Origin of the sequence: Fusobacterium perfoetens (assembly GCF_021531595.1) — a bacterium.
In the GTDB taxonomy this organism is placed as follows: Bacteria; Fusobacteriota; Fusobacteriia; order Fusobacteriales; family Fusobacteriaceae; genus Fusobacterium_B.
Genome location: NZ_JADYUD010000002.1, coordinates 186,450 through 197,708, shown reverse-complemented (window position 1 = coordinate 197,708; position 11,259 = coordinate 186,450). Strand labels below are relative to the sequence as shown.

The window sequence follows — 11,259 nt, the reverse complement described above, 5'->3', positions numbered from 1 at the left end:
ATGTTTACTTACTTATTTAACACCAATTAAGGTTTGCTTGTTTTGTCATATTATTCTCTATTCTGTTGTTAATGTCCTTAGTTATTTGCTTTGTCCTGTTTCTCACGGACAAGATGTATAATACCACAATATCTGAAATTCGTCAACAACTTTTTTGAAAAAATATTAAAAATTTTTATTTTATTTTTACAAAATTTAAACTATCCTTTGTAAATGAACACCTAAATTAAATTACAAAAAAATAAAAAAGCTGTATATTAAATTTATAAAAATAAGTTTTTTAATATTTTTATAATTTAAAAACAGCTTTCAATTATATTTTATATTTCTTTTTTTATCTCATAAACATATCCGAAAGAAGTATCATTTTTATCAAACATATATTTGCATGTTTTTTGAAAAGCCTTTATTCCATATTTCCATTTCATACCTTTTATAATAGTTTCCTTTGCTTTTACAGGAAATACTATATATCCATTTATAACTGCATAAATAAATCTCTGGTGATTTATTTTAGATTTAGGAAGTTCCTCATATCCTTCTAAATCTTTAATCATTTCTTCTGTGAGCATATATTTTTTTATATCCATTTTTTGATATCTTTCAAGTTCTTCAAGATATCCTGGAAGATCAAGCTTATCAGCTGATATTTCAACAGAAAATACACTTGTTATTATTTCAAGCCATAATTCTGCTTTAGATAAAGAAGCTTTGTTCACTCCCTTATATACTCTTTGCTTTGAATTTGGATATCCTCCTGTAACATCAAAAATAACTTCTGAACTTAAAGTACTTTTTGTTGAAAAAGGTTCACTGGAATCTATAATAGACACAAATATTCTTTCATCTTCTGGAATCTCTTTTTCTTCTTTATAAAAAAATTTTTCAAGGTTTTTTTTAATGCTTTCTATATTAGTATAAATAGCTAATTTTCTCAATTCTTTTTCATCGCTGATGTATCTCATTACTTTCTCCTTACTCTATATTCTTTCATATTTATTATAACATTTTTCAATGAAAATTCCACCTTGTTTATTTTCCTTTTCTTTATATTTCTTTTCTTAATTTTTATTTAAAATTATGATATAATTTATAAAGAAAACTTAATGGAAGTGTGAGAGGGCTGGTGCCTTCAGCAGTCTTCAAAACTGCCTAGGCGGCGGTGTCGCTGACAGGTTCGATTCCTGTACATTTCCGCCATATGCTTTATCTTACAAGATTATATTTTTCTAATTCAAGACATGTCTTGACAGAAAAAGATTATACATGTAAAATTTAAAAAACGAGGGCAGTAATCCTTACTGCCCTTTTTTAAAAATATACAAGGAGGATATAATGGATTTACACAAAGAAGTTTTAAAATATAAAGATGACCTTATTAAATCATTACAGGAATCTATAAGAATAAAAAGTGTTGAGGAAGAGGCAAAACCAGGAATGCCTTTTGGTGAAGGACCTGCAAAAGCTCTTGAACATTTTCTTTCTGTAGGAGAAAAATTAGGATTTAAAGTTGAAAATTTTGATAATTATGCAGGACATATTGATTTTGGTACTGATGATCAAGAAGAAATGGTTGGAATTCTTGGGCATGTTGATGTTGTTCCTGAAGGAAGTGGATGGGATTATAATCCTTATGGAGCTGAAATTGTTGACAATAAAATGTATGGAAGAGGTACTCTTGACGACAAAGGCCCTATGATGATTTGTCTTTATGCTATGAAAGCTTTAAAAGATGCAGGAATACCTTTAAAAAGAAAAGTAAGAATGATTCTTGGAGCAAATGAAGAAACTGGATGGGGATGTATGAATCACTACTTTGGTAAACTTCAAATGCCTCACCCTGCTGTATCTTTCACTCCTGACAGTGAATTTCCTGTTACTTTCGCTGAAAAAGGTATTTTAAGAGGATTATTTAAAATTAAAACAGATTCTGATATAACTGTTAAGGCTGGAAATGTATTTAATGCTGTTCCTGAAACAACTACAATATCTCTTCCTGTTTCATATAAAGAGACTATTGAAAAAGAACTTCCTCTTTATAACGAAAATAAAGAAAACAAAATTTCTTTTGAAGTAAAAGAAGATAGAATTATAATTACATCTAAAGGAGTAGCTGCACATGCTGCACATCCTTCTCTTGGTTATAACTCTCTTTCTGCTCTTATGATATTCTTAGGAAAATTAGATATCAAAGAAAATGGATTTAAAGAAATCATTAAATTCTTCAACGATAAAATTCAAATGGAATTTAATGGTAAACTTCTTGGATTAAATCTTATTGATGAACCTTCAGGAGAAATTACAATAAATTTTGGAAAATGTTATGTTGAAAATGGAGAGCTTATTGTTTCTATGGACATGAGATTCCCTGTTACTTTTGAAGCTGAAAGCATCAAAAAAAGACTTTTCTCTGTTCTTAGTGAATACGGTATAACTTTTGAGCCTTTAAAAGAAGAAAAACCTCTTTATATCCCTAAAGATAATTTCCTTGTAAAGACTCTTATGGAGGTTTATCAAGATATGACAGGAGATATGGAAAGTCAGCCTATTTCTACTGGAGGAGGAACTTATGCTAAAGCTGTAAGTAACTGTGTTGCATTTGGTGCTCTTTTAAAGGGAACTCCTGATTCAATGCATCAAAAAAATGAATGTATAGATTTAGCTTCTCTTGATACACTTCTTCCTTTATTTGCTGAAACTATTTACAGACTTGCAAAATAGGATTAAAAAAATAATTTATATGTTGACTTCAATTGATAATTTTTTTATAATTATCTTATGATTACAGGTGTAATTATAAAATTTATGAAGATAATTTAGGAGGTCCTAATGAATAGATTAGAAGGAAAAGTTGCTCTTGTCACTGGAGGTTCTATGGGAATCGGAAGAGCAATCGTTGAAAGATTTGCTGCTGAAGGAGCAAAAATGGTTATATCTTGTGATATTAATCCATGTGAATTTGAACAGGAAAATGTCAGAGGAGAAATATTAAATGTTACTGACAGAGAAGGTATAAAAGCTCTTGTTAAAAAAATAGTTGATGAGTTTGGAACTATTGATATTCTTGTAAATAACGCAGGTATCACTCAAGATGCCCCATTTGTAAGAATGAGTGAGGCTCAGTGGGATGCTGTTATAAACATCAACTTAAAGGGTGTTTTCAATGTTACTCAAGCTGTTGCTCCTGTTATGACTAAACATAAAAAAGGATCTATTATTACTCTTTCATCAGTAGTAGGATTATATGGAAACATCGGACAAACTAACTATGCTGCAACTAAAGCAGGAGTTATTGCAATGAGCAATACTTGGAAAAAAGAACTTGCAAGAAAAGGAGCTCAAATAAGAGTTAACTGTATAGCTCCTGGATTTATTCAAAGTCCTATGACAGATAAACTTTCTGAAAAAGCTGTTGAAGGAATCTTAAGTGGAGTTCCTCTACAAAGAATGGGAACTAAAGAAGATGTTGCAAATGTAGCATTATTCTTAGCAAGTGATGAATCATCTTATATTACAGGAGCTGTAATTCCAGTTTCTGGTGGATTATCATTCTAATCAAAAATTAAATTAATTTTTAAACTGCCTTAAATTTTTAGGGCAGTTTTTTTATTTAGATAATATAAAAAGACTGCTGCATTTTATAAATCTGCAACAGTCTCTATAATCTATTTATCTTTTATTATTCTCTTCCCCAAGTATTTGGAGATTTATTCCATTTTAAAGCTATTTCTTTTTCTTCTTCTGTTAAATATTTTTGCTCAGTTGCAACACCTATTAATGTTGTAAAATCTGATAAGTTTGTCCATGGAATTCCTGCTGCTGCAAAGTTTGTAATAGCTTTTTCAAATTCATAAGAGAATATTGCAACAACTTCAACTTCTTTTGCTCCAGCTGCTCTTGCTGCTTCAACAGCTTTTATAGAACTTCCACCAGTAGAAATAAGATCTTCTATAACTATTACTTTTTTCCCTTCAAAATCTGCACCTTCAATTTGTCTTCCTGCTCCATGATCTTTCTTTTCTCCACGGATATAAGCCATAGGAACATTTAATCTTTCAGCAATAAATGCTGCCCATGGAATTCCTGCTGTTGCAGTTCCTGCAATTACATCAAATTCTTTTTCTTTTAAAACTTCTACATATCCATCAATAACTGCTTTTCTTTCTTCTGGATATCCAATCATTTTTCTGTTGTCACAGTATATAGGGCTTTTTATCCCTGAAACAAATGTAAAAGGTTCAGCAACATTTAATCTTACTGCTCCTACACCTAATAATGATTTTGCTACATCTTTAGCTCTGTTTGTACTCATATTCTATATCACTTCCTTACCAATTTTATTAATAAATTTACCATCATTAAATACTACATTTCCTCTGACTATTGTAGTAAGAATTTTTCCACCTTTTTCAAATCCTTCATATGGAGTCCATCCACATTTTGAAATCACATTGTCTCCTGATATAATTTCCTCTGTTGTTAAATCTATTATAACAAGGTCTGCATCATATCCAGGTGCAATTTTTCCTTTATTTTTTAATCCAAAAATTTCTGCTGTATTTTCACTCATTATTTTTGTTAATTTTTCAAGAGAAATTTTTTCACATCTTACTGCTTTAAGCATCATTTCAAGAGAATTTTCTGCTCCTGGAATTCCGAAAGTAAGTTTTGCTTTCTTTTCTTCAATTCTGTGAGGAGCATGATCTGTTCCTATTGTATCAATAGTTCCATCAAGAATTCCTTCCCATAAAGCCTCATTATCCTCTTTTGTTTTTAGCTCTGGCTTCATTCTTAAAAGAGGATTTTTTTCTACATCAGAAATATTTAAGAATAAATGATGAGGAGTTACCTCTCCATAAACTTTAAGCCCTTTTTTCTTAGCTTCTCTTACATATTGAATATCCTCTTTTGTTGAAAGATGACATAAGTAAACAGGAACACCTGTTTTTTCAGAAAGAGAAATTGCTTTTGGTATCATTTCTCCCTCTGCATGAACTCCAACTAATTTAGAATTTTTAAAAATATCTTCCAAAACTTTTTCATCTTCTACAAGCATATTTCCAGTTGAAACATTCATAAAAATTTTTGTAGCAATAACTTTATCCTGAACTTTCTTTACTTCTTCATGGTTATCTGCTTTGCTTCCTCCAAACCAAAAACCATAATCTACATAAGAATTTCCTTTATGAAGTTCTTTTTTTTCTAAAAGAGCTTCTTCCGTTATTGTATTTGGAACTGTATTAGGCATATCAAAGAAAGTTGTTATTCCTCCTTTTGCACAAGCCATACTTCCTGTTGTAAAATCTTCCTTATGAGTCATTCCAGGATCTCTCATATGCACATGTGGATCTATTATTCCAGAAATAACATAATTTCCTGCTGCATCAATTATTTCATGAGAAGACACTTCAGATAAATCGTCTTCTATTGAAACTATTTTTTCATTTTCAACAAGAATATCCTTAATCTGCTCTGTTCCATCAATAATTAATCTACAGTTTTTTATTAACATTTTCCTGCCTCTTTTAATCCTTCTTCTATTTCTTCAACAACAAGTCTTGCTGCTAAAGCAGGATCTTCGTGTTTAGTTATAGGTCTTCCAACTACTAAGAAATCGCAACCATTCATCATTGCATTTTTAGGAGTCATTATTCTTGTTTGGTCATTTGTTGCTGACCATGCTGGTCTTACACCAGGACATACTGTTTTAAATTCTTCTCCAAGAGCTTCTTTTATATATTTAGCTTCCCAAGGAGAACATACTACACCATTCATTCCTGATTCTTTTGCAAGTCTTGCAAGATTCATTGCAAGATCTTTAATAGAAGTTTCAGTCATAAATGTTTCTTTAACTTCTTCCTGTGATAAACTTGTAAGAATTGTAACAGCTATAAGAAGTGATTTTTCATCTATTTTTCTTACTTCCTCAACTACTTTAGACATCATCTTCTTTCCTCCAGTAGCATGTACATTATACATAAATACATTTTCTTTTGAAGCAAATACTGATGCCATTGCTGTTGTATTTGGTATGTCATGGAATTTTAAATCTAAGAATATTTTCTTATGTTTTCCTGCAAGATATTCTATCATTTTTCCACTTGAATTAAGGAATAATTCAAGTCCTACTTTATAAAAAGTAGCTCCGTCTCCTATTTTTTCTACTAATTCTATAGCTTCTGTCATTGTTGGAAAATCAAGAGCTATTATCATTCTGTCTTTTGCCTGTACCATTTTTCCTCCCTTAAATTCTTATATAAATATTATTATTTTTTTAAATTTTTAAATGTTATTCCTCTTATATCCTGAATATTTTCAAGATTATGCTCTTCTGCATACTTCTGTAATCCATCTCTTACTTCTATTGGAAGAACAGGATTTGGGAAAAGAGCTGTTCCAAGAGATACAAGTGTTGCTCCTGCCATTATAAATTCAACAGCATCTTCATAAGAAGAAATTCCTCCCATTCCAATTATAGGAATATTTACATTCTGTGCAACTTGATAAACCATTCTCACTGCTACTGGTTTAACTGCTGGTCCTGAAAGTCCTCCCATAACATTTCCTAATATAGGTTTTCCTGTATTTATATCTATTCTCATTCCAAGAAGTGTATTTATCATTGATATTGCATCTGCACCGTTAGCTTCAACGATTTTAGCAATTTCTACTATATTTGTTACATTTGGTGAAAGTTTTACAATAAGAGGTTTTTTAGTAAGAACTTTTTTTACTTCTCTTGTTGTTCTTCCTGCAACTTCAGGATTAGCACCAAAAGCCATTCCTCCATCCTTTACATTTGGACATGAAATGTTAAGTTCTACAAGGTCAATTTCTTCTATTTCATTTACTCTTTTTGCAAGTTCTACATATTGCTCAACACTGCTTCCATTTATATTAACAATAATATTTGTCTTGTCTACTCCCTCTTTTTTTAAATTTGGGATTATTTCTTTTTCAAAATAATCAATTCCAGGATTTTCAAGTCCAACACAGTTTAATATTCCACTTGGAGTTTCTGCTATTCTTGTTCCAAGGTTTCCTGTTCTTGGTTCAAGAGTAAGTCCTTTTAAAGTTATTCCTCCAAGAACATTGGGATCACAGTAATCTTTAAATTCTGTTCCAAAACCAAAACATCCTGATGATGTCACTATAGGATTATCAAATTCCACTCCTAAAAAATTTACCTTTAATCTATTCAATCTTTTCACCTCTTAATTATTTTCCGCAGCTGCAAGGAACTGTCTCTTTTGGATTAACATCTATAACTATTCTACTGTCAAATACAGGTCCATCATGACATACTTTTTTCATTCCTTGATTTGTTAAAATTGAACATCCTACACATGCTTTTACTCCACATGCCATTCTTTCTTCTAAAGATACTTCACAATAAACTCCAAATTCTTCAGCAGTTTTTGCTACAAATTCCATCATAATATGAGGACCACAAGTATAAACTCCATCAATTTTTCTTTCTGATAAAATTTCTCTTAAAGGACCTGTTACATTTCCTTTTCTTCCAACTGAACCATCATCTGTAGTTATTATAGTTTCTACTCCTTCAAGGTTCATATTTTCAAGAATTTTTACACTTTCTGCATTTCTTCCTCCGCAGATAAATATTACATTGTTCTTCTCAGAAAGACACTCTATTAAAAGTTTCATTGGAGCAATTCCCATTCCTCCTCCAACTACAACTATTGTTTTTTTCTCAACATTTGTTGTAAATCCATGTCCTAAAGGTCCCTGAATATTTATAAAGTCTCCCTCAGAAAGACAGCTAAACTCTTTAGTTCCTTTTCCTTTTACCTCATAATAGAATTCTACAACATTTTCCTTCCTATTAATATAATGTAAACTTATTGGTCTTCTAAGAAGTGTAGCTCCATTTTTACATTGTAACATAAAAAATTGTCCAGCTTGAGAAGACTCAATTACTTTATCTCCCTTTAACTTCATTAAATAATAATTTCCACCTATATGGCTGTTTTCTAAAACTTTACAATCTTCTAAAAACATTTTTCCCCCTAAACCTATATTTCTTTTCCACAGTAATAACAATATTTTCTTCCGTTAATAATTTCTACCTTATTATCTGTTTGTTCAAAAGCTGTTATGCAATTGTTATTTGAACATACTCTTTCTTTATTTTTTATAATTTCATTTTGTTTCTTTTCTTTATAATTAATATCTAATTTTCCAAGAGCAGTTCCTATCATTGCTTCTCTTATAGGAACTCCATTTTTTGCTTGTTTAAAATATAATGCATGCTTTGTATCATCTAGATCTATATCTATTTCATCAATTCTTGGAAGAGGATGAAGAATTATCATATTTTCTTTGCATTTTCCTACTATTGTATCTTTTGATATTACATATACACCTTTCATTTTTTCGTAAAGGGCTTCATCTTCAAATCTTTCTTGTTGAATTCTTGTCATATAAAGGACATCTGTTTCACTTAAAATTTCTTTATAATCTGAAACAAGTTTATATTCAATTCCTTTAGCATCAAGTTCACTAGTTATTTCTTCTGGAATTTGAATCTCTTCAGGAGCGACAAAATAGAATTTTTGTCCTTCAAATTTGGACAATGCTCTTGCAAGTGAGTGGACAGTTCTTCCATATTTTAAATCTCCTACAAAAGCTGTTGTTAAATTATCTATTCTTCCTTGCTCTTCTTGGATTGTAAATAAATCTATAAGAGTTTGACTTGGATGTTCATTTGCTCCATCTCCTGCATTTATCATAGGAACACATGAAACATCATCTGCGAATTTTGCTGCTCCATCTCTTAAATGTCTCATTATTATTACATCTGCATATCCTTCTGTCATTTTTATTGTATCTCTTAAACTTTCACCTTTTTTAACAGATGTTGCATTAGGGCTATCAAATCCTAAAACTTTTGCCCCTATTCTAAAACTTGCTGATGTAAAAGATAATCTCGTTCTTGTTGATGGTTCAAAGAATAAAGTTGCTGCTATTTTATCTTTGATAAGTTCAGGATTAGGATTTTCTTTAAGTTCCTTAGCCCTTTTTAAAATTTCTAAAATTTCATCTCTTGTGAATTCCTTGATAGATATAAAGCTTTTCATTTTTTCCTCCCTTTACATGTATAAAAAAAAAGGAATAAAAACTATAATTTAATTATAGCCTCTATTCCCTATAATATTAAAAACTGTTAAAAATACTTGGTAAATTAAGTGAAAATATAAAAATACCAAACCCGGAAAATATATCTTTAAAATAATTTTTCTCTTTTTTAAAGAACTTTTCTCTTTTCACTTAATACCCTCCTGTTTTTTTACATTGTTAAGAGTATATCACACTTTTCATTTTTCTTCAATAATTTTTTTATTTTTTCTTATTCTGAAATCATATACTTTCTGCATTTATTATAAACCTTTTCGTCTACAACTGCTACTATTTTTATTCCTTCTCCTAGGAATTCTTCTTCCTCTACCATTGCATTGCTATGAATATATGCTGATACTGATGTATCGCTGTAAGGAATAAGATATTCTGCTTTTTTCATTGTCTGAGGAAGTCTTGCTGTTGCCATTTCAAGAAGCTTATCTATATTTTTATTTTCTTTTGCACTTATTTCTATTATTTCATATTTTGATAATTTTTCTTTAATTTCTTCTAATTTTTCTGAAGAAACAAGTTCTGACTTGTTAAGTGCAAGAATAGTTGGTTTATTTTCACAACCTAATTCTTTAAGTACATTTTCAACAACCTGAATTTCTTGGAATAAATTTTCACTGTGAGCATCTGTAACATGGATTAAAATATCTGAAAAAATTACTTCCTCCAAAGTAGATTTAAAGGCTTCCACAAGATCATGAGGCAGTTTTCTTATAAATCCAACAGTATCAGCTATTGCCACTTCCTTTTTGTCTGAAAGTTCTACAACTCTCACTGTTGTATCAAGAGTAGCAAAAAGCATATCTTTTGCAAAAACATCTTCTGTTTTACTGCTGTTCTCTTTACAATATGTACTTACAATAAGATTTCTTAATGTTGACTTTCCTACGTTCGTATATCCTACAAGAGAAATTTTACCCATTCCTGATTTTTCTCTTTTTTCTCTCTGAGTTCCTCTTGTTTTTTTGATTTTTTCAAGTTCCTCTTTCAGATTATGAATATTCTCTCTTATTTTTCTTCTGTCAAGTTCCAGTTTAGTCTCTCCAAGTCCTCTGTTTCCAAGACCTCCTACCCTTGAAAGAGATGTTCCAAATCCGATAAGTCTTGTACTCCTATATTTAAGTGCTGCCAGTTCTACCTGAATTTTTGCCTCTCTTGTTCTAGCTCTTCTAGCAAAAATTTCAAGAATCAAAGATGTCCTGTCCATAACTTTGCATCCTATAGCATCTTCCAGATTTCTTATTTGTATCCCTGAAAGTTCTTCATCAAAAACTATAAGATTTGCCCCTTTTATCTGCTTTACTCTAGCAAGTTCTATAACTTTTCCTTTTCCAATATAAAAACTTTTGTCTATATTGTTTCCTTTTTGAAGAATTATATCAACTGTTTCTATTTCACAAGCATCTGCAAGTTCTTTTAGTTCTTCTAGGCTTTCCATACTTTCTCTTCCAACTAGAACTGCAAAATCTTTATTTTCATCTTGAATCTCTCTCATTCTAAGATCTTTTTCTATTTCTGCCACCTTATCAAGATAACTATAATCTTCCACACTTTCAAGACTAGCTGCTCTATACTCTTCATAACCTATAATATTATTTTCAACTTTACAAAAAGCTATACCTACTCCTGTGACTTTCCCTTCACTGTCTACACCAACAGCTATCATTGCATCTAGCTGAAGTTCAATAAGAGCAGATATATCAACATCAGATAATTTTGAATTTCCATTAGGGTGTGTGTGAATAACTCTTATTCCACTTAATCTTTTTTCTTTAATTTCAACACTTGGAAGCTGTGCACTGGCATTATCTCCTATGTTTATATCCACAGTTTTACCATTTCTATCCACAGCTATGCTTATTTCTTTATTAATTTTTACACTGATTTCAGAAATTTTTTCTATAATCTCTTTTTTTAAAAATTTTCCTCTTTCAATTTTTTCTTCACATGTTGCCTCTAATTCTTTTAAAATATAGTCTTTAATGCCATTTGTGTTGCCGCTTATCATATGCCCTCCTAAAAAAAATTTTTAAATCTCCTTGCATTTTTTTTTAATATATTGTATATATATCGGTATAGATAGTTTTTATTCAAAACAGATATAAT

At 30.3% G+C, this 11,259-nt stretch carries 10 protein-coding genes and 1 tRNA gene; 3 read left to right on the top strand and 8 right to left on the bottom strand.

What is annotated here, in order from left to right; all coding sequences use genetic code 11:
* Positions 1 to 320: 320 nt before the first annotated feature.
* The gene (locus tag I6E17_RS02010; RefSeq protein WP_235235169.1) at positions 321 to 965 is read right to left on the bottom strand and encodes a hypothetical protein; all 645 of its coding nucleotides are present in this window, start codon (positions 963 to 965) and stop codon (positions 321 to 323) included.
* A gap of 143 nt (positions 966 to 1,108) precedes the next feature.
* Here I6E17_RS02010 and I6E17_RS02005 point away from each other — a divergent pair.
* From I6E17_RS02005 to fabG, 3 genes are all read left to right on the top strand, one after another.
* A tRNA-Sec gene (locus I6E17_RS02005) sits at positions 1,109 to 1,200 on the top strand.
* A 135-nt stretch (positions 1,201 to 1,335) separates the two neighbouring features.
* On the top strand, positions 1,336 to 2,721 hold the full coding sequence (gene pepV, locus I6E17_RS02000; protein WP_235235168.1) for a dipeptidase PepV: 1,386 nt from the start codon (positions 1,336 to 1,338) through the stop codon (positions 2,719 to 2,721).
* A 108-nt stretch (positions 2,722 to 2,829) separates the two neighbouring features.
* Complete coding sequence (gene fabG, locus I6E17_RS01995; protein WP_176829530.1) at positions 2,830 to 3,555, top strand: 3-oxoacyl-[acyl-carrier-protein] reductase; 726 nt, start codon at positions 2,830 to 2,832, stop codon at positions 3,553 to 3,555.
* Between the two features lie 124 nt (positions 3,556 to 3,679).
* On the opposite strand, the gene pyrE is transcribed toward fabG, so the two are convergent.
* The 7 genes from pyrE to hflX form a co-directional block, all read right to left on the bottom strand.
* Positions 3,680 to 4,312, bottom strand: coding sequence for an orotate phosphoribosyltransferase (pyrE, locus tag I6E17_RS01990; protein WP_176829531.1), 633 nt, complete (start codon positions 4,310 to 4,312; stop codon positions 3,680 to 3,682).
* 3 nt (positions 4,313 to 4,315) lie between these two features.
* Positions 4,316 to 5,512, bottom strand: coding sequence for a dihydroorotase (locus I6E17_RS01985; RefSeq protein WP_235235166.1), 1,197 nt, complete (start codon positions 5,510 to 5,512; stop codon positions 4,316 to 4,318).
* A complete protein-coding gene (gene pyrF, locus I6E17_RS01980; protein WP_176829533.1) occupies positions 5,506 to 6,234 on the bottom strand; it encodes an orotidine-5'-phosphate decarboxylase in 729 nt (242 codons plus the stop codon). The genes I6E17_RS01985 and pyrF overlap by 7 nt, the downstream gene beginning before the upstream one ends.
* A 32-nt stretch (positions 6,235 to 6,266) precedes the next feature.
* On the bottom strand, positions 6,267 to 7,202 hold the full coding sequence (locus I6E17_RS01975; RefSeq protein ID WP_235235164.1) for a dihydroorotate dehydrogenase: 936 nt from the start codon (positions 7,200 to 7,202) through the stop codon (positions 6,267 to 6,269).
* A gap of 16 nt (positions 7,203 to 7,218) precedes the next feature.
* Positions 7,219 to 8,022 carry a dihydroorotate dehydrogenase electron transfer subunit gene (locus I6E17_RS01970; protein WP_235235162.1) on the bottom strand — a complete coding sequence of 268 codons (804 nt, stop codon included), beginning with the start codon at positions 8,020 to 8,022 and terminating at the stop codon, positions 7,219 to 7,221.
* Between the two features lie 14 nt (positions 8,023 to 8,036).
* A complete protein-coding gene (gene pyrB / locus I6E17_RS01965) occupies positions 8,037 to 9,101 on the bottom strand; it encodes an aspartate carbamoyltransferase (protein WP_235235160.1) in 1,065 nt (354 codons plus the stop codon).
* A gap of 269 nt (positions 9,102 to 9,370) precedes the next feature.
* A complete protein-coding gene (hflX, locus tag I6E17_RS01960) occupies positions 9,371 to 11,161 on the bottom strand; it encodes a GTPase HflX (RefSeq protein WP_235235158.1) in 1,791 nt (596 codons plus the stop codon).
* Between the last annotated feature and the right edge of the window lie 98 nt (positions 11,162 to 11,259).

Excerpts from the sequence above, each read along its gene's own strand:
- I6E17_RS02010 (WP_235235169.1), bottom strand. The coding sequence starts at position 965 with ATGAGATACATCAGCGATGAAAAAGAATTGAGAAAATTAGCTATTTAT.
- fabG (WP_176829530.1), top strand. The coding sequence starts at position 2,830 with ATGAATAGATTAGAAGGAAAAGTTGCTCTTGTCACTGGAGGTTCTATG.
- pyrF (WP_176829533.1), bottom strand. The coding sequence starts at position 6,234 with ATGGTACAGGCAAAAGACAGAATGATAATAGCTCTTGATTTTCCAACA.
- pyrB (WP_235235160.1), bottom strand. The coding sequence starts at position 9,101 with ATGAAAAGCTTTATATCTATCAAGGAATTCACAAGAGATGAAATTTTA.
- pyrE (WP_176829531.1), bottom strand. The coding sequence starts at position 4,312 with ATGAGTACAAACAGAGCTAAAGATGTAGCAAAATCATTATTAGGTGTA.
- I6E17_RS01985 (WP_235235166.1), bottom strand. The coding sequence starts at position 5,512 with ATGTTAATAAAAAACTGTAGATTAATTATTGATGGAACAGAGCAGATT.
- hflX (WP_235235158.1), bottom strand. The coding sequence starts at position 11,161 with ATGATAAGCGGCAACACAAATGGCATTAAAGACTATATTTTAAAAGAA.
- pepV (WP_235235168.1), top strand. The coding sequence starts at position 1,336 with ATGGATTTACACAAAGAAGTTTTAAAATATAAAGATGACCTTATTAAA.
- I6E17_RS01970 (WP_235235162.1), bottom strand. The coding sequence starts at position 8,022 with ATGTTTTTAGAAGATTGTAAAGTTTTAGAAAACAGCCATATAGGTGGA.